At 49.7% G+C, this 26983-nt stretch carries 21 protein-coding genes; 9 read left to right on the top strand and 12 right to left on the bottom strand.

Annotated features, from left to right (window positions below):
• Positions 1-95: 95 nt before the first annotated feature.
• The 4 genes from PTQ21_RS07860 to PTQ21_RS07845 all read left to right on the top strand — a co-directional run bounded on the left by PTQ21_RS07860 (position 96) and on the right by PTQ21_RS07845 (position 6046).
• Complete coding sequence (locus tag PTQ21_RS07860; protein ID WP_063568260.1) at positions 96-2429, top strand: ribonucleoside-diphosphate reductase subunit alpha; 2334 nt, start codon at positions 96-98, stop codon at positions 2427-2429.
• A 348-nt stretch (positions 2430-2777) separates the two neighbouring features.
• Positions 2778-3809 carry a ribonucleotide-diphosphate reductase subunit beta gene (locus PTQ21_RS07855; protein WP_024632189.1) on the top strand — a complete coding sequence of 344 codons (1032 nt, stop codon included), beginning with the start codon at positions 2778-2780 and terminating at the stop codon, positions 3807-3809.
• Between the two features lie 207 nt (positions 3810-4016).
• On the top strand, positions 4017-4991 hold the full coding sequence (locus tag PTQ21_RS07850; RefSeq protein ID WP_090954017.1) for an SMI1/KNR4 family protein: 975 nt from the start codon (positions 4017-4019) through the stop codon (positions 4989-4991).
• Between the two features lie 17 nt (positions 4992-5008).
• Entirely contained in the window at positions 5009-6046 is a 1038-nt protein-coding gene (locus PTQ21_RS07845; protein ID WP_269053813.1) for a phosphotransferase family protein, read from the top strand.
• 94 nt (positions 6047-6140) lie between these two features.
• Here the strand turns inward: PTQ21_RS07845 and PTQ21_RS07840 are convergent, their stop codons facing one another.
• Positions 6141-7952 carry a S9 family peptidase gene (locus PTQ21_RS07840; RefSeq protein WP_269053812.1) on the bottom strand — a complete coding sequence of 604 codons (1812 nt, stop codon included), beginning with the start codon at positions 7950-7952 and terminating at the stop codon, positions 6141-6143.
• 130 nt (positions 7953-8082) lie between these two features.
• Entirely contained in the window at positions 8083-8502 is a 420-nt protein-coding gene (gene fosB / locus PTQ21_RS07835) for a metallothiol transferase FosB (protein WP_269053811.1), read from the bottom strand.
• Between the two features lie 168 nt (positions 8503-8670).
• Between fosB and PTQ21_RS07830 the strand changes: the two genes are divergently transcribed.
• From PTQ21_RS07830 to PTQ21_RS07815, 4 genes are all read left to right on the top strand, one after another.
• Positions 8671-9570, top strand: a complete 900-nt coding sequence (locus PTQ21_RS07830) for a glucose 1-dehydrogenase (protein ID WP_063568255.1) — start codon at positions 8671-8673, stop codon at positions 9568-9570.
• Between the two features lie 203 nt (positions 9571-9773).
• The gene (locus tag PTQ21_RS07825) at positions 9774-11384 is read left to right on the top strand and encodes a gamma-glutamyltransferase family protein (RefSeq protein ID WP_269053810.1); all 1611 of its coding nucleotides are present in this window, start codon (positions 9774-9776) and stop codon (positions 11382-11384) included.
• Positions 11385-11807: 423 nt separating this feature from the next.
• Complete coding sequence (locus tag PTQ21_RS07820; RefSeq protein ID WP_274569382.1) at positions 11808-12815, top strand: BMP family lipoprotein; 1008 nt, start codon at positions 11808-11810, stop codon at positions 12813-12815.
• A 27-nt stretch (positions 12816-12842) separates the two neighbouring features.
• Positions 12843-14495 (top strand): methyl-accepting chemotaxis protein, encoded by a 1653-nt coding sequence (locus PTQ21_RS07815; RefSeq protein ID WP_274569380.1) that lies wholly within the window; start codon positions 12843-12845, stop codon positions 14493-14495.
• A 475-nt stretch (positions 14496-14970) separates the two neighbouring features.
• On the opposite strand, the gene PTQ21_RS07810 is transcribed toward PTQ21_RS07815, so the two are convergent.
• The 5 genes from PTQ21_RS07810 to PTQ21_RS07790 all read right to left on the bottom strand — a co-directional run bounded on the left by PTQ21_RS07810 (position 14971) and on the right by PTQ21_RS07790 (position 19942).
• Complete coding sequence (locus PTQ21_RS07810; protein ID WP_274569379.1) at positions 14971-16638, bottom strand: NAD(P)H-hydrate dehydratase; 1668 nt, start codon at positions 16636-16638, stop codon at positions 14971-14973.
• A gap of 65 nt (positions 16639-16703) precedes the next feature.
• The gene (locus PTQ21_RS07805; RefSeq protein WP_274569377.1) at positions 16704-17336 is read right to left on the bottom strand and encodes an NAD(P)-dependent oxidoreductase; all 633 of its coding nucleotides are present in this window, start codon (positions 17334-17336) and stop codon (positions 16704-16706) included.
• Positions 17337-17660: 324 nt separating this feature from the next.
• Positions 17661-18941 carry an MFS transporter gene (locus tag PTQ21_RS07800; RefSeq protein ID WP_274569376.1) on the bottom strand — a complete coding sequence of 427 codons (1281 nt, stop codon included), beginning with the start codon at positions 18939-18941 and terminating at the stop codon, positions 17661-17663.
• The gene (locus PTQ21_RS07795) at positions 18922-19299 is read right to left on the bottom strand and encodes a ribbon-helix-helix domain-containing protein (protein ID WP_274569375.1); all 378 of its coding nucleotides are present in this window, start codon (positions 19297-19299) and stop codon (positions 18922-18924) included. Before PTQ21_RS07795 ends, PTQ21_RS07800 begins: the two co-directional genes overlap by 20 nt.
• Before the next feature lie 229 nt (positions 19300-19528).
• On the bottom strand, positions 19529-19942 hold the full coding sequence (locus tag PTQ21_RS07790; RefSeq protein ID WP_274569374.1) for a GNAT family N-acetyltransferase: 414 nt from the start codon (positions 19940-19942) through the stop codon (positions 19529-19531).
• Between the two features lie 217 nt (positions 19943-20159).
• Here PTQ21_RS07790 and PTQ21_RS07785 point away from each other — a divergent pair, with 217 nt between their 5' ends.
• The gene (locus tag PTQ21_RS07785) at positions 20160-21080 is read left to right on the top strand and encodes a hypothetical protein (RefSeq protein ID WP_274569372.1); all 921 of its coding nucleotides are present in this window, start codon (positions 20160-20162) and stop codon (positions 21078-21080) included.
• Positions 21081-21228: 148 nt separating this feature from the next.
• Here the strand turns inward: PTQ21_RS07785 and PTQ21_RS07780 are convergent, their stop codons facing one another.
• The 5 genes from PTQ21_RS07780 to PTQ21_RS07760 form a co-directional block, all read right to left on the bottom strand.
• Positions 21229-21468: a YezD family protein gene (locus PTQ21_RS07780; protein ID WP_062322628.1), complete on the bottom strand. Its 240-nt coding sequence runs from the start codon at positions 21466-21468 to the stop codon at positions 21229-21231.
• 226 nt (positions 21469-21694) lie between these two features.
• Positions 21695-22570, bottom strand: coding sequence for a sulfate ABC transporter permease subunit CysW (cysW, locus tag PTQ21_RS07775; RefSeq protein ID WP_274569371.1), 876 nt, complete (start codon positions 22568-22570; stop codon positions 21695-21697).
• Positions 22571-22610: 40 nt separating this feature from the next.
• Positions 22611-23447 (bottom strand): sulfate ABC transporter permease subunit CysT, encoded by an 837-nt coding sequence (cysT, locus tag PTQ21_RS07770; protein ID WP_063566191.1) that lies wholly within the window; start codon positions 23445-23447, stop codon positions 22611-22613.
• Positions 23448-23529: 82 nt separating this feature from the next.
• Positions 23530-24609, bottom strand: coding sequence for a sulfate ABC transporter substrate-binding protein (locus tag PTQ21_RS07765; protein ID WP_063566192.1), 1080 nt, complete (start codon positions 24607-24609; stop codon positions 23530-23532).
• Between the two features lie 480 nt (positions 24610-25089).
• A complete protein-coding gene (locus PTQ21_RS07760) occupies positions 25090-26964 on the bottom strand; it encodes a rhamnogalacturonan lyase (RefSeq protein WP_274569370.1) in 1875 nt (624 codons plus the stop codon).
• Positions 26965-26983: the final 19 nt, after the last annotated feature.

The following is a 26983-nucleotide window of genomic DNA, read 5'->3' as shown; positions in this document are numbered from 1 at the left end:
CTTATATCTTTATCTCACCGTAAGAAGACACTCAATTCTTTATATAAAGAATTTCTCCAATTTATCTCTTAAACATGCGAAAGCGAGGAATATTCATGCCACAAGTTGTGACCAAGCCGAACAACCGCCAGCTTGCCTTTGATGATATGCGCATCTCGGTATATGCAGATCGTATTCTGGAAGGACTGGACATGCTGGACAAGGAACGTCTGATACGCGGGGTAAACAGCAAGCTCCGTCGTGACGAAGTTACCGGAGACGAGATCAGCAGCGCTTTTATGATGAGCGCTCTGGAACTGGTAACGAAGGAAGAGCCTAACTGGAAATTTGCAGCGGCACGCTCCCTGCTTACTTCCCTTTACAAGAAAGCGGCAACCAACCGCAGATACAAATCTTACCCGGAAGAGCCTTACGGCGCTTTCCACCCGCTTCTAGTGGATCTTGTGAAGAAAGGCATCTACCGCGAAGAACTGCTGGAATGTTACACCAAAGAGCAGATCGACGAACTTGCTGAATGCATCGATTACCGCAACGATCTGTTGTTCGACTATATCGGCTTGCTCACACTGGCAGAACGTTACCTTGCACACGATTTTGACGGAAAAGTCATGGAATTGCCTCAAGAGCGTTACATGGTTATCGCGATGTACCTGATGCATCAGGAGCCTGCTGAGAGACGTATGGACCTCGTTAAGGAAGCTTACTGGGCAATGAGCAACATGTACATGACGGCAGCTACACCTACGATGTCCAATGCGGGTAAAAAAGTGGCTGGACAACTCTCCAGCTGTTTCATTGATACCGTGGATGATTCCCTTGAGGGTATCTTTGACTCCAACACAGATGTAGCACGTCTCAGCAAAATGGGCGGCGGCATCGGCGTTTACCTCGGTAAAGTCAGAGCTCGCGGTTCGGACATCCGGGGTCACAAAAATACAAGTTCTGGCGTAATCCCTTGGATTCGCCAACTAAATAATACTGCGGTCAGCGTAGACCAACTCGGAACACGTAAAGGTGCAATCGCTGTTTATCTGGACGTTTTCCATAAAGACATTCTGGCCTTCCTCGATCTGAAGCTGAACAATGGTGACGAGCGGATGCGTGCGCATGACGTATTCCACGGCATCTGCCTGCCTGACCTGTTCATGGAGCGAGTAGCCAGCCGCGGCGAATGGAACCTGTTCTGCCCGCATGAAACGAAAAAAGTGATGGGCTGGAAAGATGAGAACGGTCGTCCACTCGGACTGGAAGATTTCTATGATGAATCCGTAGGCGAAGGCGCGTTCCGTGAGAAATATGAGGAAGCGGTCAACCACCCGCTGTTGTCCCGGATTACGGTTCAGGCGATTGACATCATGAAACGTGTTATGAAATCCCAACTGGAAACCGGTACACCTTACATGTTCTACCGGGATACTGTTAACCGTTCGAACCCGAACAGTGCACACGGCATGGTCTACTCTTCCAACCTTTGTACCGAAATCATGCAGAACCAATCTGCAACTGTAGTTGAAAAAGAAGAGCTCGTAACCAAAGATGGACAAACCCGCATCGTGATTTCCAAAGTACCGGGCGATTTCGTAGTCTGCAACCTGAACTCCATTCACTTGGCACGTGCTGTACCTCATGATGTATTGGAGCGTCTGGTACCGATTCAGGTTCGTATGCTGGACAACGTTATCGACATCAACAACATTGAAGTGCTGCAAGCCCAATACACCAACAGTCAATACCGTGCGGTTGGTCTGGGAACATTCGGACTTCATCACCTGCTTGCTCTCGAAGGTATTCGTTGGGAATCGGAAGAAGCAGTCACATATAACGATAATCTGTACGAAAAAATTAACTATCTGCTCGTGAAAGCCAGCATGGAATTGTCCAAGGAAAAAGGACATTATCCGAAGTTCCAAGGTTCCGATTGGCAAACAGGTAAATACTTCGACCAACGGGATTACACGACAGGTGAGCGCGTAGGCGAATTCGTTACAACTGAACAATGGAAAGAACTGCAAGCCCAAGTACAACAAAACGGTGTACGTAACGCTTGGTTGTTCGCTATTGCACCAAATGGTTCAACGTCCATCATTGCCGGTTCAACAGCCAGCATTGATCCGCTTTACGAACTGTTGTCCTATGAAGAGAAAACGACATACAAGATTGCCAACCCGGCACCTGACCTGTCCGAAAAAACGATCTGGTATTACAAAACAGCGTTCATGGTGGATCAACATGCTTCCATCAATATGGCCGCTGCCCGTCAACGCCACGTCGATCAGGGACAAAGTTTCAACTTGTATGTTCGTCCAGATATCAAAGCAACGGAATTCCTGGAACTGCATCTGCACGCCTGGAGAGCCGGCATTAAATCAACTTATTATGTCCGCAGCCGGGCATTGACTATTGAAGAATGCGATTCTTGCGCAAGCTAATGTTTATCGTGATGCTGAAAGCTCACTAGATCTACGATGACTACCAGGGCATCCTGTTTTGAATGCAAAATGGCGTTGCCCTGGTACTTTTTTGCCCAAAACACGATCACAACATCATGAGATGTTGATATAGATGCCACATTATACAACCCTAATATATAAAAGAATTAATGATTACACGATAACGAAGAGGACAGAACAAAGCTGAAGAAGCGGAGCGCTCGCCTTTATCACCGGATTTTCCCTTATAAAAGAGGGAATCAAAAAAATCAGGGGATAACAGCGATCGGAAGGTTGTTCTGTCATCGTAGTTATACAGTGTAAATTCATTCAAGGAGTGAACGGATTATGCAATTGCAGAAAATTTTCAATACCGAAGCGCCTAACCAGTCTACCCGTATCATTGAAGGGGAATGCTCAGGCATTCTGAACTGGAACGATATTCGTATGCCTCATATGTACAAACTGTACAAAGTACTGCTGCTCAACCACTGGATCGCGGATGAAATTCCAATGTCCAAGGATGCTTCCCAATTTGCCCAATTGGATCCGGAAGAACAGCGTACATTTAAAGTCAACATCTCCCTGCTCGCTGTATTGGACTCCATGCAAACGATGTTTGTAGGTGACGTGAAACGTTATTTCACCGATTCCTCGCTGGAAGCGATCTCGGCAATCATTGGACAACAGGAAGTTGTACACAACCAATCGTACTCTTACGTTCTGTCCTCCATCGTGTCCGATCGGGAACAAAAGGAAATCTTTGAATACTGGAAACATGATCCGGTGCTGCTTGACCGTAACCGGTTCATCGCCGACATCTACCAAACCTTCCGGGATAACCCGTCTCCACAGACGTTCTTCCAGGCCATGGTAGCCGATCTGGTACTTGAAGGTATCTTCTTCTATAGTACATTTGCCTTCTTCTACAACCTGGCCCGTGACCAGAAGATGATGGCAACCAGCCAAATGATCTCTTATATTCAGCGCGACGAGAACCAACACTGCTACTTCTTCGCTGAAGTGTACAAACAGCTGCTGGTAGACTTCCCTGAACTGAACACACCTGAGAACATGGACTATGTGTACAAAACGATCAACCGTGCCGTTGAACTCGAAACCAACTGGGCACACTACACTCTCAGCAACGTACGCGGGATTGACCTGAACGAGTTGGAAGACTACATCAAGTACATCGCCAACAAACGTTTGCGCCTGATGGGTATGGAAAAAGCATATGAAGGCGTGGATGTAAACTGCATGCCTTGGATCAAACCTTTCTCCGACGAAGCACTGAATGCTACGAAAACAGACTTCTTCGAAGCCAAATCCCGTAACTACGGCAAAGTCGGCGACGATAACGGATTTGACGATCTGTAAGTTGATTGATACAGTGAGCGTAATTTAATGAACGCAATCTAATAAAAATGCACAACACTCCCCTTGTTGAAATGTCTTGATGGCTTTCTGCTTGTGGGAGTGTTTTTTTATATGCGACTGGATAGGATACTGTACCCATCCATCCTGCCAGCTTGTAAGATATAATGGAAAAAGGTTCACATTCCCCTATTGAAATGAGGCATAGTGATGGAAAGAGAACTGCTGGAGCAACTAAACAAATGGCATGAACAGGACCAATTCAGTCTTATTATTGAACGTATTCAACAAATCCCCGAATCGGAGCGGGATTATGAGCTGATTGGACAACTTTCCAGAGCGTATAACAATGAAGGTCGTTACCGTGAGGCTGTCCAACAGTTACTATTTATCCATGGGCAGGGAGCGAGTGACCCACTATGGCAGTACCGGTTGGGTTACGCTTATTATCATATGGCCATGTACGAGCAGGCAATCAAAGCTTTTGAGATGGCAAACGAGCTCTTGCCCCATGACGAATCGACCATCGAATTTCTCGAATGGACACGGCCCAAAGCTGAAAAAATGCAACAGGATCGACAGCGCCATCAAGAGATATTGTTGGAATTGGAGCACAGTGGCAGGCTGAACAATCTTAGAGCTGCTTCCGGGTCCTACGATCCGACTTCATTCTGGGAACACAGCGAATATGCGTTGGAAAGTTATGTATCTTCACCTTTTGACGAGGAGATGATCCAAACCATTGAACAGGAGCTAGGCTACAAATTACCTGCCTCCTATATCCAGTTAATGAACACACAGAACGGCGGAATCCCTGCACACACCGTTTTCCCAACCAAAGAAGCTACTTCATGGGCTGAAGACCATATCGCCATTACGGGGATTATGGGCATTGCATGGGACAAGTCCAATACACTGGGCGGAGAATTTGGAAGCCGTTTCATGATTGAAGATTGGGGATACCCTGATCTTGGTGTTGTGATCTGTGATTGTCCGTCTGCCGGACATGATGTAGTGATGCTGGATTATCGATTCTGTGGCCCTGAAGGCGAACCTGCTGTGGTTCATGTGGATCAGGAAGATGATTATGAGATTACATATCTGGCGCCTAATTTTGAAACTTTCATTCGCGGATTGGTTGATGCCGATACGTTTGATCTGTCTGACGAAGAGGATGAAGACTGAGATCGCAGGAGGGGCTTATGACAACCCGTATTTATTTTGGCTCCAATAAACTTGGTGAGATTGAGCAAGTATCCTTGCAAAAGGCGCTTCATGATTGCAATCTGGGAACGCTTATGAATTATAAGCGAACCGATGAGGGTGTGATGGGTCAGACACTTCTTATTCGCTCTTCAGAGGGAGAATATATTCTGAAAGGCAACCCATTATATGCAGGACAACTTCAGGAAGAGCAGTTTTTCGTAGAACAGCTGAGAACTCACACCAACATTCCTGTACCTGATCCATATTTATTACATGAAGATACCGACATATTGGGCTGGAGCTATGCGATTATGCCCCGATTACCTGGAATGCACCTGCATGATCCGTCATTACAGGCTTCACTTTCACAGGAGGATCAGGAGAAGATCGCTACGATGCTTGCCCGCTCCTTAGCAGAACTACACCGTTGGAAGGTTCCTGATGCGGGAGAGTATGATCCTGTAGCAAAGCAGATCGTTCCCTTTGCGGGCAAATATCTGGACTGGCTGTATGGGACAATCCATCACTGGCTGCAGGATGCTGCAAAGTACTCCGTGATAACAGACGAAGATACACAGTGGGTGGACGAGCAATTAAAAAACGCTGAATCTGCATTTCACTCCATGCCTGTTCCCGGATTTGTGATGGGTGATTTTAAGGTCGAGAACTTTGTGATTCAGAGGAATGGTGATAGCCTTGCTTCGGACTGGCAGATTAGTGGTCTGTTTGATTTTACAACGGCCTATTTTGGAGACGGAACAGCTGACTTAACCAAAATGACAGCCATGTATGTACGAGAAGGTCAACCCGAACTTGCCAAACGATTCCTTCACGGTTACCGGGAGGTTGTCTGCGCAGCAGATACGGAGCGATACCAGCACTTTGCTACCCGTCTTAGGGTGCATCTGCTCTATCAGCGTATTTTGTTATGGGGTGAATGCAAAGCAACAGGCCGAGTAACCTGGGCATCGGATATGCCTTTTGCACATTGGGCGGAGCAGTACATGGATTCGGTAATTGCTTTACTGGATTAACACAACAAAAAACCGCCAGAAGGATGAGATGCACTCACTCCTGGCGGTTTTCTCAAACCATCATATATTTAAATCGGTAATATGCATATATGAATTACGGTTGTGCAACCGGCACTTCCTGATGTTTCTGCAAAAACTCCAGCATCCGCCGATACACGAGAATCTCATTCGTTTTTCTGGAGAAGCCATGGCCTTCATCATCCAGAACGATGTATTCCACGTCTACCCCTTTCCCCTGCAACGCGGCCACGATCTGATCCGATTCCGCCTTCACGACCCTTGGATCATTGGCCCCTTGAATGACCAGCATCGGGTTGACCATCTGGTCCAGATACGTAATCGGTGAATCCTTCGTTAAGCGTTCGCGGTCACGGACCGGATCACCCAGCCAGTTGTCCATCATCGGTTTCCAGTCTTCCGGCACAGATTCCAGGAATGTGAACAGGTTACTTGGCCCAAAAATATCAACCGCAGCGCGGAATAATTCCGGGTGACGCCCTGCCAGCAGCAAGGTCATATACCCGCCGTAACTACCCCCTACCACGAACAGGCGATCCGGTGATGAGATACCCTCGTCAAACAGCCAGTTTATACCGGCAACACAGTCTAACCTTGGGCCCTCGCCCCAATCTCTCTCGACCATTTTGCCAAACTCGGCGCCATATCCAGTGCTTCCCCGGAAGTTCGGAGCAAAAATATGATAACCCTGAGCCAGCATCATTTGGAACATCGGACGGAAGAATTTTGCTTCCGATGCCTGTGGCCCGCCATGCGGCCAAAATACCGTGTAACCATTAGCCTGTTCCGGCTTCGCTTTGAAAAAAAGCGCTTCGATCTCCAGTCCGTCGTAGGAGTTATATCGAATGACATCCGGGTAGACGAGATCACTCGGATTAAGCCCCGTGACCCGATTCGCAGTCAACGGTTCCCAGGACTCACTACCTGTCATCAACCGATAGATATTATGCGGCTGGACAGCTCCACGCCCCGAAATATACACGTTGCCAGCCTTGGTAACCGTCACATGTTCTACGGTGTCCAGTGGCATGGCCACACGCCGAGGCTGCTCGGAACCTTTGTCCAGCGCGTACATCCGATTCTCGGGACCCGTAAACGTCCAGAAGTATAACGTCTCTGAATCCTTATGCCAGCGGATGATATCCACGTCTTCTCCCTCCACTTTGCACAGAGGACGAAACTCATGAGTATCCAGCCGGTATTCGGCCACATAGGTGTACGGTTCGTTATCATTTGTAATCATCAGAAGCCGATTATTGTCTGCAAATAGGACATACGAAACCTCACTCTGTCGCTCGGAGACCGGAATAATGGATTCTGACTCACCGTTCCGGTATACATATGCTGTCTGGTAGGTATTGGAGTATACATTCAAGATTACATAGGCTTGTTCATCCGAACTCACAGCAATCAGATTGCTTGTGACCTCTTCCCCTTGATGCAAGAGCTCATCCTCTCCCGTTTCCAGGTTCATCCGGCGTGAGTTGAGATAGTTCGGGTTATCCTTACTTGTCATATAATAAAGACGCTGTCCATCCTCGGACAGATGGGAGAAATAACAACGATCATTGGGCTCTGCCGGAACAACAGGAAATGGGACTCCGCCTTCCGGTTGAAGTGCATACAGATGATAATTCTCATCCCCATCCCGATCAAACGCCGTGAGAATATGACGTCCTTCTGGGTCTGGTTTGATAAACTGGCTGCTCTGATTCAAATACGTCAAAGGATACGGGTAGCCACCCGGCAGATCCATCGCCCAGATATTGGGCTGGCCGTTCAGATTGCTGTCAAAAAACAAACGTTTCTCGTCGGCCGATACGGCAAAATGGGAAATGCGATACGTCTGGAAATACTGTTCTACATCCGGTTTGGGAAACTGAATCATGACAAACCTCCTTGAGTATGAACGAAGTATCAAACAGTGGTAAATTAAGGGTATATTTGTCCATATTATATGCACATCCATTGTTTGCACAATAGATATGTCATATTTTTTTCCATTTCAGCTCATTCGATTACGTATAAAAGGTCATATGGGGTTTATCCTCACGGTAATAGTCAAGTCTCTGCTTCATATTTCCGGTATGTAGCTCGAACAAATGACCATCGGGATCGGTAAAATAAATGGATAATGCATCCTTCGGATCGCGTGGTCTTCCGGGAAGAATGTCAGCCCCGGCTGCTCGCAGCTGCTGCACAGACTCGTCGAATTCCTCTTCTTTTACGGTAAATGCAATATGTGTATACGTTCGTTCCGTATAGTTGCGAATGACGTCTTCCTGATTCAAAGCGATCCAAAGTCCGGCAAGTTCGAAATATGCCAGCTTCCGGCCTTTCACCTGAATACGGGCACCGAGAGCCTCCTCATAAAAGGTAATGGACCGTTCCAGATTGGATACGGAAAAGCACAGATGATTAATCCCCTGAATATTCATTTGGCTCCTGACACCTCCACATTTTAATGAACTGTTGCAATTGCTACATCCTTATTATGGTATATTTTGCACCAAAAACAAATGCCCTTCCTCCTCCTGTCGCACCTTCTTCTGGGCGAATGCATAGTTTAGGCGTATGAACGAACGTGCGAGGGGGATGTAAACCGAATGAATCCTGTCTATCCTTTTTACGGTGAGAAAACGGTGTGCAAGCCACAAAAGCTGGCTTTCCCACCCCAGCATCAGGACCAGCAGCCAGGTCTGGAAACTCTGATGGTGCCTGAACCGATCAGCGAAGATCCTGCTTATATTGGCAGCTGCAAGCTAGAAGGCAAGGTTGCGATTATTACCGGTGGTGACAGTGGAATCGGCAGAGCGGCAGCTATTGCTTTTGCCAAGGAAGGTGCAGATATCACCATCGCTTATCTATATGAACGGACCGACGCCGAAAGGACACGTGAACGCATTGAAGAGCTGGGACAACGGTGTCTATTAATCGAGATTGATCTGCGGTTAAAGAAAAACTGTGAGGCTGTCATCCGAACGACCATGGAAACCTTCGGAAAGATCGACGTCCTGGTCAACAATCATGGCGTGCAGTACGTACAGCCAAGCATTGTCGATATTACGGAAGAACAGCTGTACCATACGTTCCAGACGAATGTGTTTGCCTACTTTTTTCTGATTCAGGCGGCTCTCCCACATCTGTGCAAAGGAGCATCCATCATCAATACGGCTTCCATTACGGCCTATAAAGGTGAAGTGCAACTGATCGATTACTCTTCCAGCAAAGGGGCTGTGGTCTCTCTGACACGGGTACTCGCCAAATCGCTCGCATCCGAAGGAATCCGGGTGAATTGCGTGGCTCCTGGACCCATATGGACACCACTCATTCCATCCAGCTTCTCCGCTGAAGACGTGCAGGTATTTGGAACCGAGACGCCGATGGGCCGGGCAGGCCAACCTTATGAACTAGCAGCTGCCTACGTCTATCTCGCTTCCCGCGACTCCTCCTATGTCACTGGTGAGTGCATTCATGTCAATGGCGGCGATATGGTAACGACCTAGTCATCTGGAGAACACCTCATATCTTGGAAAAAATACATTGGCACTGATATGAATACAACTGTATCATCTCTATTCACGGGCTATGTCAGATTGGATTTCGCGTTGGCAGCAGGAGATCATGCCACCTGTTCCGAAGAGGGTTAGGAGTAATTGATCCGGCGAGCCGGAACCTGACATCTTGCGACAAGGAGCTGAACAACCTGATGAACTACGATCCACTCTACCAACCGTATCCATCTTATCGTGTGCCCGTTTATGCCAAACAAGGCATGGTCGCCACTTCACAGCCTTTGGCCGCACAAGCCGGTCTGGATGTGTTAAAAAAGGGCGGCAACGCCATCGATGCCGCTATCGCCACTGCTGCTGCGCTCACTGTGCTGGAGCCAACGTCCAATGGCATTGGAGGCGATGCCTTTGCCCTCGTCTGGACCGAGGGCAAACTGCATGGCCTGAATGCCAGTGGGCCTGCGCCTCAGAGTATATCGATTGAGGCGCTCAAAGCGGCAGGCCATTCGGAGATGCCGAAGCTGGGGGTCATCCCGGTGACGGTGCCTGGCGCACCGGCGGGTTGGGCTGAGCTGAGCCGCCGATTCGGGCGGCTTACGCTGGCGGAAGCGCTGGAACCGGCTGTCCGCTACGCGGAAGAAGGTTACCCTCTTGCGCCGGGGCTGGCCCGCCATTGGGCACGGGCAGCCGATATCTACGCACGCCAGGGCGATGCGGAAGCAGGGCGTGCATGGTTTGAGACGTTTGCCCCAGGCGGGCGTGTTCCAGCCGTGGGCGAGATGTGGCGTTCGCCGGATCATGCGGCAACACTGCGCCGGATTGGCGAGAGCGGTGCGCGAGACTTCTATGAAGGCGAACTCGCGGAGCGTATTCATTCTTTTATGGCAGAACACGGAGGTTACCTGACCAAAGAAGATCTGGCTGCATTCCAACCTGAGTGGGTTGATCCGATCTCGGTCTCCTATCGCGGATATGACGTGTGGGAGATCCCGCCAAATGGTCAGGGGCTGATTGCTCTGGCGGCGCTCAATCTGTTAAAGGGATTTGATTTTGAAGAAAAGGAATCCGTTCTGGCATACCACAGGCAGCTGGAAGCCATGAAGCTGGCGTTTGCCGATGGAGAGAAATACATTACCGAGGAACGCAAGATGGGCGTAACGGTGCAGGAATTATTATCCGAAGCGTATGCAGATGAACGGCGCAAGCTCATTGGTGATATGGCACTTCCGCCTGAAGCGGGCGACCCAAGGGCAAGTGGAACGGTGTATCTTGCAACGGCAGATGGTGAGGGCAACATGGTTTCCTTCATTCAGAGCAATTATATGGGCTTCGGCTCCGGGCTGGTTGTGCCAGGCACAGGCATTGCCCTGCAAAACCGGGGACATAATTTCTCGCTTGATCCCGATCACGCCAACGCACTGGAGCCAGGCAAACGGACATTTCATACAATCATTCCGGGCTTCCTCACACGTGGTGATGAAGCGGTTGGACCATTCGGGGTCATGGGCGGTTTCATGCAGCCCCAGGGTCATGTGCAGGTCGTCATAAATACGGTGGACTTCCACCTCAATCCACAGGCTGCGCTCGATTCTCCGCGCTGGCAGTGGACCAAAGGCAAAACGATCCTGGTTGAGCCTGGATTCCCTCAACATATTGCACAGGCACTTGCTCGCAAAGGGCATGATATACAGGTCACCCTCGATCCGTCGATGTTTGGACGCGGCCAGATCATCTGGCGCAACCCGGACAACGGCGTATTGTGCGGCGGCACGGAAAGCCGGGCAGATGGCTCGGTAGCAGCGTGGTAATACGTTGCAAGTGTAGCTGAATGAGAGCGGGAACGTAACGCTCAGGAATATTGCATATGCTGCGGGAACCGGGAAAACCGTTCATATATATGAATTTTTTGATTCATGATATGTAGTCATTCATCATTCGTTTGGTTTCAAGGAAAGGGTAAAGAAGAGATCTAATCGGTCTCTTCTTTACCCTTTTTTTGTCTTTCTTTTTCCCGTTGACCAGCAAGACGTAATACAGGTTCAGTATAGAATTCATGCCTCTTCAGATGTAAATTCTATGTATAATTTATGGGTTTCATTGGAATTTTATTGAGTTTTCGTAAATTTTCATCCTTACCCATTATAGAGACTCTGCTCTCGTCCGATATACATATAGAGGAATTGCTCACCTCACACGTCATCTCCATCTTATAGAAAAGAGGGCATACGCACATGAAAACACAATGGAAAATCAAATTCGGGTTCACCATGATGATGGTTCTAGTTGTTCTGATGCTGGGAGCATGTTCGGCATCCGATAAGGTGTCCCCCGCAGATCAGCGAACTAAAGTCGGAATCGTTCTTACGGATGTCGGCTTGGGTGATCATTCTTTCAGTGACGCATCTTTTGAGGGATTGGTACAGGCAAGAAACGAGAACAGTATTGTTTTTGATTACAAGGAACCGGGAAAGGATTTGACATCCGAGGCAGCTTTTGAGCAATTTGCGAAGGATAAAGTTGATCTGATTATTGGTCTAAGCGACACGATAAAAACCGATCTGGAGAAGGTTGCTCAGAAGTATCCCGATCAGCACTTTCTCATCATTGACGGGCATTCCGATCTCCCCAATGTGACCTCCATGTCCTTCAAAGCAGAAGAAGGCAGCTATCTTGCAGGTATCATTGCTGGCTTTGCAACAACCGAAGACCATGTAGGCTTCTTGGGTGGAATGGATATTCCGGTGCTTCACGATTTCCAGCAAGGTTTTGAGCAAGGTGTAAAGGCGGCTAATCCGGATGCCACAGTCCATGTCGTGTACGCCGGGGATTTCGGCAATCCTGATCTTGGAGGAAAACTCGCGGCGCAGATGATTCAGGAACAGCGTGTTGATGTCATTTACGTTGCTGCCGGACTTACCGGCATAGGCTCAATTTCAGAGATTCAGAGATTGGGTAAATACGCCATTGGCGTGGACCAGGATCAGTTCTTTTTAGCAGAAAAAGCAGTACTCACTTCCATGCTCAAAAATGTAGATGTCTCTCTTCATAACGCCATTAATACGTTCATTCAGAACCAACATTCATTTCCCGAAAAAGAAATGTTCTATGGTCTGGCAGAAAACGGCGTAGGTTTAACCGCCCTACATAACATCACACTCACGGACGAACAACAGCAAACGTTCGAAGATTTGAAAGCACAGATCGCTTCCGGCAAAACCAAAATTACCCTAGATCAATAAACCAATTGCTAATATGGAGGCACGCTTATGAAATTGCAGGGAAAGCTGATAATGAATGCCGTAGTATCGTTACTGTTATGCCTTTTGCTTGTAGCCTATATCATTATTCAATTGCTGAGCATGAATGCCAAAAATCAAAATCTGGTGCCTGCCATGCTGAAGGTCACGGAGCTGAACGCTAACCAGATACAGACCGAGCAGGCGCTCGATGTGTACTCGTTCTCCATGACAGCTGGCAATCAGGATAATGTTGCACGCTTGCTGAATGAAGGTAAAACCATGGTAAAGCAGCTCACAGAAGGCTTGCTGGAAACGGATGAACAGCTTCGCCTGATCCAATCGATCCAAACCAAATTAACAGCTCTGGACACGGGCGCCACCGAAGCCATCACAGCCATGAACAGTTCGGACGCCAAACGTTTCAGCTCACGGGTCAAAGGCATACAAAATGATATCTATATTCTGGATGAGGTGACCCGGGATCGATATGACCAATACACAGTAAATCTTGAACAAGACATTCAGCGGACCTGGCAGATTGCTCTCGCCGGAGCCATCGTCCTGCTTGTCGCTGTCCTGCTGTTCAACATGTACACTTCACGAAAATTGGCGAGACGCATACGCAGCTTGAAGGAAGCAGCAGGACAAATTGCGAACGGCGATCTGACGCAGCAGCTTCCGGAGACACGAGGCAAAGATGAACTGGATGACTTAAACCGCTCCTTCTGCCTTATGACGGGAAACATTCGCAGTATCATTCAATCTATCGGTGCGGCAGGAAACCGTGTTGATGGGATGGCGCAGGACATTGATCGCGGCAATGATACCGTGCAGGCCATTGTGCAGCAGGTATCCCGAACGACCGAAGAGCTATCGATTGGCAGTCAGAAAATTGCTGAGGATCTAAGTGACACGGTCATGGTCGTGGACAAGATGCAGCATATGTTTGAAAGCAATCTTCAGGCGACTTCACAATCGGCCATCTATGGTAACGAAGTTTTGACTTCCGTGCAGGAGGGACACATTGCCGTACAGGAACAGCTTCGACTGGCTGAAGTAAACCGGATTGCCATGTCTGAGGTAGAAAAGACTGTCCAGGAATTGGAGGAGAGTGCCTCCCGGATCGCAACCATGACTGCTTATGTATCAAGCATTGCTACGCAGACAACCCTTCTGTCTCTGAACGCCTCCATCGAAGCAGCACGTGCAGGTGAAGCCGGACGTGGCTTTGCTGTCGTCGCGGGGGAAGTGAAGAAACTGGCCGAGCAATCCGAGCAATCGGTACAGCATATCTTTGGGGCTGTCGGTGAAATCACAGCGGCTATGGGCAAAGTGAAAAACTCTGTGACACAGAGCATTCAGCTCTTTGCAGAACAGGAGCAGGCCACCGGAAAAACCGGCGAATCCTTCTCTGGCATTCGTCACAGTGTAGAGCGAATCAGCACAAGCATTAACCAGCTTACGGAAGACATGCAGCAGTCCAGTGAGCTTAGCGCACAGGTTCAGCAGGCGATTGAAAATATAAGTGCCATTACGGAACAATCGGCCGCAAGCAGTGAGGAAATTACAGCTTCAACGGCCGAGCAACAACGTTCGTTCGCCGAAGCAAGCACTAAGGTGAAAACCCTGCGGGATATCAGTGCAGAGATGCATCAGGAGCTTTTACGGTTCCGGTTGTAGTTGAACCATGATAAAAGAATGAAGGGAAGCGGCTGTACCGGAGGTTGGAAGGGACTTCCTTTCTCGGGTCGAAGCGCTAATCCATTCTAACGAATCGACCACACCTGAATTGGAGGATTTGGGTTGAATGTACAGATTAACGAACTTCAGTCACGTTATTCTCGTTATAATGGTACAAACTTAGGCCAGAACCTGCCGATCAGTGAAATCACGTCGCTGGGATTCTAGCGCAGATTAATGGAAAATGCAGCTCATAGCGTGTTGATTCGTTAAAAGTTAATACCACTAAAAAGGGATGTCCTCGTCATGTTTATGACTATGGACATCCCTTTCTTAATGTTATGAGTGGTTTATATCTTCGTCCTTTGTGCAAAGGCATGCAGCACACCTATCACCCGAGCTCAAAGCGGTGTAAATGCAGCTTATGAAGTAACGAATGTACGTACCAAGAGTCGGCACCAATCATGCCCCTGTTTTATAGTGCATCAACGATATCCCCGGCGAGCAGGGATGCCGGATCACCGCGCAGCAGCGCAGCTCTCTCCCCTGCCTGGCCGTGTAGAAACACGCCAAAGGCTGCAGCCTGCTCCGCGCTGAGCCCTTGGGCGAGCAGACCGGCGATAATGCCGGTCAACACGTCTCCTGCACCGCCGGTTGCCATGCCTGCGTGCCCCGTGGTGTTGATATACGCCTCGCCGGATGGCGTTGCGATGACCGTTCGTGCTCCCTTGAGCACAAGGGTCACGCCCTGCTCGCGGGCGTACCGTACAGCGTGTCCAATTCGGTCACGCTGTACTTCGGGGGTCGACATGCCCAGCAGTCGGCCCATCTCCCCAGGGTGCGGCGTCAGGATGGTCGCCGCACTTCGTTTGCCCCAGTCGCGAGGCCCTGTTGGGCCAGCGTCTGCCAGCATGTTGAGGGCGTCCGCGTCGATGACGAGCGGGCGATCCGAATGTTGCCACAGACGGCGCAGCCAGTCTGTGTCGCCCTTGAAGCGGCCGAGACCCGGGCCGGTCGCGAGCACGTCGCGGCTTTCGGCGAGACGCAGCACAGCGTCTGCGGAAGCCGCGTTCCACTCGCCGCTGTCGCCATCTGCGGCGGCAGCGAGCATGAGCTCGGGCACGGTGCCGATGACATGCGGCAGCAGTGCCGCGGGCACCGCCCATGTGGCGAGCCCACAGCCAGCGCGCAGCGCGGCTTTGGCCGAGAGCAGGCCTGCGCCGCTCATCGGCAGACTGCCTGCGGCCAGCAGCACGTGGCCGTAAGTGCCCTTGTGGCCGTCCGGTGCCCGGAGTCGGCCCGTGTCCACGCGTAGCGCACTGCGCAGCACCTCTTCCGTCAGCAGACGGACCGAGGGGCCATGCTCCGGCGCAAGCCGCGCGGGAATGCCGATGGAGCGCACCACGATGCGCCCTGCGGCAGATGCACCCGGGTACTGCACCAGCCCGCGCTTAAGTAGCGCGAGACATACGGTAACCCGGGCCTGAATGCAGGGCTCATATACCTCCCCGGTGTCGGCATTGAGCCCGCTTGGCACATCGGCGGACACGACTGGCTTGCCGCTTTCGTTCACCGCCTCAATCAGCGCCGCGTATGCTCCGCGCGGCGCCCCCCTCGAGCCGGTGCCCAGCAGCGCATCCACGATGCCTGTGCACCGGCTGAAGTCCACGGCTTCGCGCCCGTGGACCAGAGCAGGGATGCCGAGCTGCGCGGCGGCATCCCGCTGCACTGCGGCTTCGCCCCGCAACGCATCAGGCGCATCGGCGTAAACCAAAGTCACGCCGAGCCCCGCTTCAACCAAATGGCGCGCCGCAACCAGCCCGTCGCCGCCATTATTACCCTTGCCGATCAGCATGTACCACTGCTGATCACCGGGTTGCTCCATCACGAGCGCCGGATCGGCGATGATGTCGCCACCATGAGCAGGCCGATCGCCGGGCCCGGTGTGCGCCCGCTTCCCGTTTTTGTTCCAGCAACCATGCTGCTCCGAACGGCGGTCAGCATCGTCTTCCCGGAACAGCCGGATAACTTCCTCAGCGATGGCTCTGCCTGCGTTCTCCATCAGACTGGCTGCAGGAATGCCAAGCTTGTGAATCGTATACTCATCCACAGCTCTCATCTGTTCAGCGGTTACGATAAACAACGTTCATCCCTCCCCGGTTGCCTCTTCGGAAATTTACTGAAATATTGCTATCTTACCTAAAACCCTTAATAACCTACTGTAAACCGGGATTGAATAAATTGCGGATCATCCAGCTCATCCACCAATGCCGCTGCAAAATCACCAACGGAAATCGAACTCTCTCCAAGATCATCGGTAATCACACGATTCATACCAACCCGGAATAGGCCTGTCCGTCTTCCTGTTGTGATCGTAGCCGCAGGACTCATGTAGGTCCAGTTAATATCCGATGCTTCAATCAGGTTATACGCATCGACATGAGCCTTCGCCAATGGTTTGACTTCCTCAGGGAATCCTGGTGTGTCCATCAGTATTTCTCCAGAATCGGTAAGCAAGCTTCCTGCTCCACCCACGACAACCAAACGTCCTGCTTTTCCACGACGAACACCCTCAATTAGTGAACGTGTAACTTCCAACATCTCTTCCTCCGCACCAAACTTCGGTCCATAGGCACTCACAACGGCTTCCTGTCCTGCTGTAAAATCGGCAACCTGGTCCGGGTTTAGCAAATCCCCCTGTACCACACGCAAACGCTCATGCTCCATCTCAATCTTCGAAGGATCACGAACAATCGCCGTTACCTCATGTCCGCGGTCCATTAACTCCCACAGTATCGTCTTCCCAATCGCTCCGGTTGCTCCAAAAATGGAAACTTTCATATCAAATCCCTCTTTTCAGTAGATATCATCTTGTCAACTTACCGTTATTTTAATACTTAATCCCATTGTTATATACCTTAAACGGCTCACGCCATCTTAAACCGTCTGTGCTCACTTGTAAACCATGTAGCTAGCTCACCTCACCGTTCCCATATACATGCCTTATTAAAATAAGTAAGCCCAGAACCATTCTGAATAAACTTCATGATCTAAATCTTTAATATTATGAAGTTTCATCCTACTCGCCACCAGTTATGCAAGATAAGCATCATAGCAGCCTCCATACAGTGCTATTTCCAAAAAGGACGATAATCTGCTCATAGGCTAAATGGATGACGCTTGCTGTCTGGAGCGTTGCCCCTGTTCCTCTCGGAAAGGCCGGACAAACATGCTCCCCAGTCCCATGACAATAACAAATGCGCCGATTCCCATGTACACCCAGGATGGATTATACGTTTCAATGAGCCAGCCTCCGAGCAATAAACCCAGCGGATTGCTGATGCCACTCATTAAGACTCCCATACTATTCATGACACGTCCCCTCTTTTCTTCCGGTGTAGATAGAAGAATCGAGTTAACCAAAGGTACATTTACGAGGGCAAGCCCCAACATTAAAAAGAATGAACAGGCGATGGCGATATACAGATTAGGAAACATAGGCATGAGCAGCAAACTCGCACCTGAGATGAGATAACTGATTAGGAACCATCGAGCAAGCGAAAGCCGTTTGGCATATTTCCCACTGAGCAAAGAGCCTGCAATACTACCAGCGGCAAAGGCAGATTGGAGAAGACCGTAGCCTTGTGGTCCGGCATGAAGAACCATGTCAGCAAAAATCGGAGTGAAGATGTGCAGAGGCGCGCCAGCAAAGTTGATAATGGCACCAAAAATGATGCAGCTGGCCAGAATTTTACGCGAGAACAAAAAGGTAATCCCTTGCAAACTGTCCTTCATAAAGCCAGAAATCCCTTTTTGTTTGACCACTTTGGTCACCGGAATATGAATAAAGACAATGGAGAGAGCAGATAGCAGAAAGGTAAGTGCATAGATGAAAAGGATGGACTGGACTGAGATGAACGCCACCAATATGCCACCTACAGCATATCCAAGCAATTCAATTGTTTTGGAAGATGAATTTAGAAGTGCGTTGGCTGGTGCTAACTGCTTCGACGGGTCGGGCAGAATTGCGGGGATGACGGTCTGGGTTGCCGGATTGAACAAAAATCCAAGAATCGCAATGAGCAAATTGGCAGCATAGATATGCCACGGCACCATCTGACCACTCATGAATAAAAGCGCCAATATACAGGCCACGCATGCTCTAAGTACATCTGTCCAGATCAAGAGCTGCTTTTTGGGTAGCCGATCACTGATTGTAGCCAGTGGTATACCCAAAAAAGCATAGATAAAGTATGGCAACATAGGAATCAGTGCTGCTGCGAGTGCTGACTCGGTTAGTTGAAGAATATACCACATCGTAGCCATGGAAAATAAAATTTGACCTGCACCGGATATCAGCCTGCCTGCAAGAAGTACACAAAAAGATGGAAGACGCAGAACAGATCCATAACTGTCGTTATGGATTTCATTTTTCGTCTGTTTCATTCACTCTCTCTCCTTTCACTTCGATCTCACTTCCAGTTTCACTTTGCAGACGTGTCAACAAACCTGAATTGCGAATGGACTGTTGTATTTTGGCCTTTACCCGCTCAAGCTCTGCCGTATACTCCTGAATCTCGTTCAATAACGATTGATGAGTCCGAATCCCTTCCCTGATTAACATCGCCGTTGCATCAGATCGGTTCTTGGCCAGTTCAAGAAATACAAGCTGATCAATAATATCAATCTCTTCCTGACTTAATCTTACGGAGACAACCCCCTTGGTTCCCGATAGGTTTCTGCTGGCTTGCTCCATGGACCGTTCCACCATTCGATTAAATTGAGTCCGCTGGTCTTTATCCAATTTTGTCTCCTCCATTCTGCATTTATTATGATTATCGTATTTTGTAAATCGTAAATCGTAAATTGTATTTAAATTACATTATACTTGTAAATAAATGGATGTAAAGCAAAAAAACCTATGGATAACCAAAGGTTTAATTAGTTGGATACACGAATGAGGTATTGATAGGCTATTTCCCATATATAAGGCTAATTTTATTTAAACAGGCTTAACTCAGCTTATTTCCGCTCTATTCCCCTTGTCTCCACCACATGCCTTCCGATTTCGGACTGGTGTAGGTGAAGCCGAATTGAGCGTACAGACGATCGGCAGGAACGTCAGCCAGCAGGCTAACCAAGCCACGAGCAGGCACATGTTCGCGCAAATAATTCATGATCTCGCTCATAATCAATTTGCCATATCCTCTTCCCTGCTGATCCGGGCGCACGGCGATATCCACCACCTGAAAGAAGCAACCTCCGTCCCCGATGACCCGGCCCATGCCTACGATTTCATTTTCTTCACGCAGACATACGGCAAAAAGACTATTGGGCAGCCCAATCTCCGCCCCCTCCTTGCTCATCGCACTAAGACCTGCGCTTTTCCGTAACGCAAGGTATTCTGCTGTTGAGGGCGGTGTGTGTTCAATGTTGATCTGGTCCATTGATCATGCTCCCTTCCTATTAAATCTATAATTATGTGTAGAATTAAAAAATTCATGGAAATTACATCTTCTTTGCATGGGTGCCGTGGTCCTTCTTATGACAGTAAATTCCTACTGTTCCTGCTTGAATTCACGCAATTCCTGTGTAATAGTGAGAGAAAGCTTATGTGAACCGTGTTTCATGCTACACTACAGTTTTTGCAAAGGAGGAACCATTGTGCTTCAACGCTGGATGCTTGCTCTATTCTCATATCCGGGCTTCGTGGCGGTACTACTCGGAATGATCACTGTGCTGCTTGGACTCTACGTGTGGTCAGCCACTGAGGTCAGACGAAGCCGTGACAGGCGAATGCACGCGATACGAGATACATTATACATAAGTACAACCCTACTGGGACAACTCACAGCCAAAGAACAACGGAAAGTTGCTATAACGGAACATGAGCATCATGAATTATTAACGGCCATGCTGTCCTGCAGAGCCGCAGTGCATCTGTCTCCACAGCTTCAGGATCAGATCCGCAGCTGTATTATCGATGTTGATCCCGCTCGACTGGCATTGATGCACAGGGCTCTGGAACGAGAGAGTGCAGCATTGTCCGATGCATTGAATCGATACGCACATCCTGACCAGTGGGGAAGAGCGATCTGGAATGTCATTCGTCCAGCTGCCGAGCCCACCGCTGTAGTAGCTGTACTGTACCTAATCGCTGATTTTGTGTTTCGTCAACAAGGTCTGTTGTATCCTTTCTGGCATTCATGGTTCAATGCTTTGCCATGGATACGCTTCGTTTCCTTGATCATCACGGTGTTCTATGGTTATCTGCTCTGGTCCAGCCCAAGACAGGGTTCATCGGGCACAGTAACCAAAGCACTTGTTACTCTAATTGCCATGTGCTCGCTGCTTCATCTGATCGGACTTGCTGCTGCTCCCTACGCATTGGGATTGCAACTCATCCTGTTCATCTCTGGCTTCAGCCTGACAGGAACGCCTTCTCGCAGTGATCGCCCCTATGCGGGACACACCGATTCGGATAAGGAATTGAATAGCATTGCAGAAGCACATGAGGATGAGAACTTGGATTTAGAGCTAAACCTCTATAAACCACGCACATCTGGAGCCATTTCTGAAAAGTAAACCTCTCTGTTAACTCGGTTGGCTTGGTGTCATCAGACTCAGTTCATTCAACACCAAAAAGAGAAGCCCGCAAAATCGGCGGCTTCTCTTTTTTTGGTTTCTACTATTTTTTGCATTATGCCTAATTCAATCCTGGATTACATGAAGCCTATCCCTTCGCGCTTGCATTCGATGAGCGCAATGAACGGGGTGAGCTGCTTCGTGCAGTGCTGCCGGATTTGGAGGCGCTGCCGGAGGGCGTATTTTCAAAACGCTTGCGTTCGGTGCGCTCCATCTGCACAATCTGGCCTTCGTGTACAACGATGTGTAATGAGCCAAACTCCATGTCATTCAGTTGTCCGGCAATTCGATCCATCCATACCTCATCCACTTTTAACGGCTTAGCCATAGAGCCGCCTCCTCTTCTCGGGCTACTGCCCGCTATATTCCTCAAGTGCGCTGTCATCCAACCCGACTTATAATTCATTCTTATCCAACCTATATACTTGGTTTATACATTAGCAGGGCTTCCATTAGCTGTCAATCCGAATTTTCATGAAGTTTAAACAAAATCCATTTTCATTCGGAACCCTCTTCAAAACCAAGATGATCGGCATGGATACAGGAGTGTTACATCACTTTTCGGGAATCGTTTTATGACCCAACCAGCTCTTGAGCAGCAACGTTGCCAGAGCCAAAATCAGCAACAAGGAGGCGACGGCAAACGAAGCGGAGAATTGATATTCGTTATACAGGATCTCGACATGCAGCGGCAAGGTGTTAGTCTCCCCGCGAATATGTCCCGATACAACAGACACGGCCCCAAACTCGCCCATCGCCCGCGCATTACACAGAATAATGCCATACAGCAGTCCCCACTTGATGTTGGGAAGTGTCACATTCCAGAAAATCCGCCACCCCGAGGCCCCAAGCGTAACCGCCGCTTCTTCTTCCCTCGTGCCCTGATCTTCCATTAACGGAATCAGTTCTCTGGCAACGAAGGGAAACGTAATGAACAACGTTGCGATGACAATGCCGGGCAGGGCAAAAATAATTTTGATATCATGCTCGGCCAGCCAAGGTCCAAACCATCCATTCGACCCAAAGACGAGGACAAAGATCAACCCGCCTACCACAGGCGAAATCGAAAAAGGAAGATCGATCAGGGTGATCATGAGTCCTTTGCCCCTGAATTGGAACTTAGTAATGACCCACGCAGCCGCCACACCAAATATCGTATTGAGCGGTACGGTGATTCCGGCAACCAGCAGCGTAAGTTTCAATGCCGACATCGCGTCTGGCTCGGTAAGCGCGGCGATGTAGACACCCCAGCCTTGTTTTAACGCCTCCATCAGCACGATCACCAGCGGCAAGATGAGCAGCCAGATCAGCACCAGACTTGCCAACCCGATCAACAACCATTTAACCCACGGTGCTTCCGTGGTTGCTCGGTTTGGCCCCGGCCCGGTTCTTACATGGGAAGCAGGCGTTAATGGAACGGAACCCGCCATATTCTGTACCTCCTTTTGGTTTAGGTTGGTTCACTGCTCACTAAGCTCTGCCTGCCTTGCGGCTCCAGCGTTGAAGTGAATTAATGATCAAGAGCAGGACAAAAGAGACCAGCAGCAGCAGCAAGGCTACCGCCGTAGCTCCCGCATAATCGAACTGCTCCAGCTTCGCCATGATCAGCAGGGGTGCAATCTCCGTTTTCATCGGCATATTGCCTGAGATAAACACCACTGAACCATATTCGCCAATACCTCGGGCAAAGGCTAACGCAAAACCGGTCAGCAGCGGCGGGATCAGATCCGGAAGCAGGATCTTTCGGAATATCCGCCATCTTCCCGCTCCGAGCGTAGCCGCAGCTTCCTCCACCTCGGTCTCCAATTCCTGCAATACCGGCTGCACCGTACGCACCACAAACGGAATCCCAATAAACATCAGCGCGAGCGTAATGCCCGCCTGTGAATAGGCCAGCTTGATGCCCAGAGGTTCCACAAACTGCCCAATCCAGCCATTCCCGGCATACAGCGCCGTTAAGGCAACCCCCGCCACTGCTGTCGGCAAGGCAAAAGGCAGATCAATAACGGCATCAAACAGCCGCTTTCCAGGGAACTCATACCGGACAAGTACCCAAGCCAGGAGCAACCCGAGAACCAGATCGATCAGGGCGGCTGCACCTGCAGTCAGAAAACTCACCTGGAAAGAAGCCAGTACCCGGGGATTGGTCGCCACCTCAATCAATGTGGACCAGGTCAGCCCCGTGGAGTTAAACAAGAGCGCTGCGAGTGGAATAAGTACAACCAGGCTCAGGTAAAGCACACTGTAACCCATCGTTAATCCGAATCCCGGCAGTGTGCGACTCCGGGCCACCATCACCTTGCTCATGCACGTTCATCCTCTCTGCCTTCAGTCGGTCGGACTGGTTGGCCGCTTACATGGTCACGCAACATCATCGACGTCAGATGCATTAGCTGCCCGGAACATAGATCTGGTCAAAGATACCGCCGTCATTAAAGTGCTTGGCCTGGGTATCGCGCCATGTACCAAATACATCGTCCAATGTGAACAGCTCAAGCTGCGGGAACTGATCCTTGAACTTTTCCTTCACGCTGTCCAGGGTTGGACGGTAATAGTTCTCGGCAGCAATGGTCTGCCCCTCTTCGCTGTACAAATATTTCAGATAGGCGTCCGCCACTTCGCGGCTGCCCTTTTTGTCTGCATTTTTATCTACAATCGCTACAGGTGGTTCAGCCAAAATACTGACCGAAGGCACCACAATATCGAATTTGTCCGGACCCAGCTCTTTAACTGACAAGAAAGCCTCATTCTCCCATGCAAGCAGTACATCACCGATACCGCGCTCTACAAACGTAGTCGTCGCTCCACGTGCTCCAGAGTCAAGGACAGGTGCATGTTTGAACAGCTCTGCAACAAATGCTTTGGCCTTCTCTTCATCATTGTTGTTATGTTTGAGCGCATATCCCCATGCCGCCAGATAGTTCCAGCGTGCCCCGCCGGACGTTTTTGGATTCGGGGTAATGACCTGGGTATCTCCCTTGATGAGATCATCCCAGTCCTTAATGCCTTTTGGATTGCCTTTGCGTACCAAAAACACGATCGTTGACGTATACGGGGAGCTGTTGTGCTCGTATTTGTCCTGCCACCCCGCATTGATCAGACCTTTATCTTCAATAGCATCGATATCGTATCCCAATGCCAGAGTAACCACATCCGCGTCCAGCCCATCAATGACGGAACGACTTTGTTTACCTGAACCGCCATGAGACTGCTTAACCGTTACTTCCTGACCTTTCTCTTTCAGCCAATACGCCGCAAATGCCTTGTTATATTGCTCATAGAGTTCACGTGTCGGATCATAGGATACATTCAGCAGCTCGATCGCTTTTGCCCCTTCTTTGCCACCTTCCGTTCCCCCCGATGTTGCTGCCGCATTCGTGCCACCGCTATCCGATCCGCATGCCGCCAGTACCCCTGTTAACACCAATGCCAGACCAACCAGAATACCCTTATGAATTCTCTTTTTCATAGATAACACTCCCCCCGAATGGATCTGCAAGATTACCTCAACAGGCTGAACAGCATGGAACGCACCGAAAAAAAAACAAAAAACGGAGGAACCCCCGCGCACTTCTCCCTCATAAAGTCATGCCGGCCCAAAGGCCGTGTATGCTTCATCCAGAAATGATGCGCTGCGGTGTTCCTCCGTCTATACGGTGAGAACGTTATTCTGTTCACGTTACGATCTCTTATGTGACTGTAAATGACTGCTTCCGCAAATAGAGCATCGTCATTTTTATTATTCCTACCTGTTTAGTGAGTTATATACGTATCATAAGGGCAGTACATATGACTGTCAAACGTTTTTTTCCGATTTCTACCGAATATCTGTGTAAATGGCAGAAAAAGAAGAACAACGGACCAAAGTCCGTTGTTCCCTTGTCAGCGGTAAGTTTAATTCGCTGTAACATCATTCCTGGGGTTGGCATGAGTTCATGCCCTTTCCCCCTTATTTGCCAGCGTACCGGATATTCGGTACGGGAGGCGTGCTCATGCTATCTCCCAAATAAAAGCCCGTGTGTGGCGGTTGGTTATAGGCTACATTTTGCCAAGCTACGCCAAGACGGTATACCGGATCATGCATCAGGGTGTAGATCCGTTTGTCCGTAACGGCTGTTGTCGTGTAGATACGCAGTGCAGAGCTGTCATTGGTCCGCCATACCACTTCTTCTCTCCAGTCGCCGAACAGGTCAGCCTGCAGATTCGGTGTGGATTTCGTTCCATTATTGGAAGAAACACCGGATGCCGTCAACAGATTAACCGTTTGGCTATTGGCGTAGTCCCATTTATCAATTCGGTTGCTGTCCAGCAATTCGCGGAGCAGGTCACCATCCCACCAGATACCAAAATTCGTGGAGGAAGGCAGGGTTGTCCCAATTTTCTGCCCTTTGGCTGTATACAAACCACCATCTGCCCAGACTTCAGCACCCTTATAACGTGGATCGATATCGGCTGCCATGCCGCGTCCAATATCTTTTGTCGTAGGTATGCCCCAGATCAACTGACCTGTACGCGCATCACGGAATTCCACTCCGGCATTGGATGCTGTCTCATGCACCTGAAATACTTCAAGTCCTGCACGATCCGGGTCCAGATCACTGAGATGCATTGCATCCCCATGATGAAGCCCTGTCGTATAGAGTCCTTTGCCGTTATCATCCACCGCCATCGCTCCGTAAACGATTTCGTCTTTGCCATCGCCATCTACGTCCGCCACACTCAGATTATGATTACCTTGCCCAGCATAACCTGAATTACCTGACGTGTTGGAGTCAAACGTCCACTGCTTTGCTAGTTGTCCATCCCGCCAGTTGTACGCCACCAGCACGGTTCGGGTGTAGTATCCACGCGCCATGACCAGACTGGGCCGCTCCCCATCCAAATACGCAATCGCAGCAAGGAACCGATCGACCCGGTTGCCATAGTTGTCTCCCCAATCGGACACATTACCGCGCGCCGGTTCGTAGTTCACCGTGGAAAGTGCTTTGCCGGTCTGTCCATTGAAGATCGTAAGGAACTCCGGTCCGGACAGAACGTATCCGCTGGAGTTACGATAATCCTTGCTGGCATCCCCGATGACTATGCCCGTACCATCCTTGGTGCCATCAGCCGTTTTCATCGCCACTTCGGCCTTGCCATCTCCGTCCAGATCGTACACCATGAACTGGGTGTAATGGGCACCCGCACGGATATTTTTACCCAGACTGATACGCCATAAGCGTGTTCCATTCAATTTGTAGGCATCGATAAATACTTCACCCGTGTAGCCGCTTTGGGAATTATCCTTGGAGTTGGACGGGTCCCACTTTACAATCAGTTCATACTCGCCGTCCCCGTCCACATCGCCTGCACTCGCATCATTGGCACTGTACGTGTAGGCTACACCATCCGGTGTTGTGCCTCCTGCGGGTACACTGAGAGGTACAGACAAATAATTATTTCCCCATACGCTCGCTGCCGTCGAAGCAGCCTGTTCGGTTCCACTGACTACGGCTCGAACCGTATATTTGGAACTGCTTGTCCCGCTTGTATCCTGGAGGTTGGTGCTGTTCGTTATGGGCGATGCGTTTACCTTGGTTCCATCCCGATAGACATTAAACGATACATTCGACCCTTCCGTACCCAGAAGCCGCCAGCTAACGAACACACCTGTGCCTGTCTTCACTGCAACTACACCTCGGTCCAGAAACTCCATCTGACGGGCACCCGCAGCATGAGTGACCGACGTGTCTCCAAGACCCAGCGAAGTAACCAGTAGCGCAGAACTCAGCAGTGACACACCTGCGGTCCGCAATGTACGCTTCCATAACGATCGTTTTCCCATAAAGCCATTGCCTCCCCAA

It is taken from the genome of Paenibacillus marchantiae (assembly GCF_028771845.1).
In the GTDB taxonomy this organism is placed as follows: Bacteria; Bacillota; Bacilli; order Paenibacillales; family Paenibacillaceae; genus Paenibacillus; species Paenibacillus marchantiae.
This window is presented reverse-complemented; position numbering and strand designations above follow the sequence as displayed.

Bases quoted from the DNA above. Each gene is read 5' to 3' on its own strand.
- PTQ21_RS07860 (WP_063568260.1), top strand. From the start codon at position 96: ATGCCACAAGTTGTGACCAAGCCGAACAACCGCCAGCTTGCCTTTGAT.
- PTQ21_RS07855 (WP_024632189.1), top strand. From the start codon at position 2,778: ATGCAATTGCAGAAAATTTTCAATACCGAAGCGCCTAACCAGTCTACC.
- PTQ21_RS07850 (WP_090954017.1), top strand. From the start codon at position 4,017: ATGGAAAGAGAACTGCTGGAGCAACTAAACAAATGGCATGAACAGGAC.
- PTQ21_RS07845 (WP_269053813.1), top strand. From the start codon at position 5,009: ATGACAACCCGTATTTATTTTGGCTCCAATAAACTTGGTGAGATTGAG.
- PTQ21_RS07840 (WP_269053812.1), bottom strand. From the start codon at position 7,952: ATGATTCAGTTTCCCAAACCGGATGTAGAACAGTATTTCCAGACGTAT.
- fosB (WP_269053811.1), bottom strand. From the start codon at position 8,502: ATGAATATTCAGGGGATTAATCATCTGTGCTTTTCCGTATCCAATCTG.
- PTQ21_RS07830 (WP_063568255.1), top strand. From the start codon at position 8,671: ATGAATCCTGTCTATCCTTTTTACGGTGAGAAAACGGTGTGCAAGCCA.
- PTQ21_RS07825 (WP_269053810.1), top strand. From the start codon at position 9,774: ATGAACTACGATCCACTCTACCAACCGTATCCATCTTATCGTGTGCCC.
- PTQ21_RS07820 (WP_274569382.1), top strand. From the start codon at position 11,808: ATGAAAACACAATGGAAAATCAAATTCGGGTTCACCATGATGATGGTT.
- PTQ21_RS07815 (WP_274569380.1), top strand. From the start codon at position 12,843: ATGAAATTGCAGGGAAAGCTGATAATGAATGCCGTAGTATCGTTACTG.
- PTQ21_RS07805 (WP_274569377.1), bottom strand. From the start codon at position 17,336: ATGAAAGTTTCCATTTTTGGAGCAACCGGAGCGATTGGGAAGACGATA.
- PTQ21_RS07800 (WP_274569376.1), bottom strand. From the start codon at position 18,941: ATGAAACAGACGAAAAATGAAATCCATAACGACAGTTATGGATCTGTT.
- PTQ21_RS07790 (WP_274569374.1), bottom strand. From the start codon at position 19,942: ATGGACCAGATCAACATTGAACACACACCGCCCTCAACAGCAGAATAC.
- PTQ21_RS07780 (WP_062322628.1), bottom strand. From the start codon at position 21,468: ATGGCTAAGCCGTTAAAAGTGGATGAGGTATGGATGGATCGAATTGCC.
- cysW (WP_274569371.1), bottom strand. From the start codon at position 22,570: ATGGCGGGTTCCGTTCCATTAACGCCTGCTTCCCATGTAAGAACCGGG.
- cysT (WP_063566191.1), bottom strand. From the start codon at position 23,447: ATGAGCAAGGTGATGGTGGCCCGGAGTCGCACACTGCCGGGATTCGGA.
- PTQ21_RS07765 (WP_063566192.1), bottom strand. From the start codon at position 24,609: ATGAAAAAGAGAATTCATAAGGGTATTCTGGTTGGTCTGGCATTGGTG.
- PTQ21_RS07760 (WP_274569370.1), bottom strand. From the start codon at position 26,964: ATGGGAAAACGATCGTTATGGAAGCGTACATTGCGGACCGCAGGTGTG.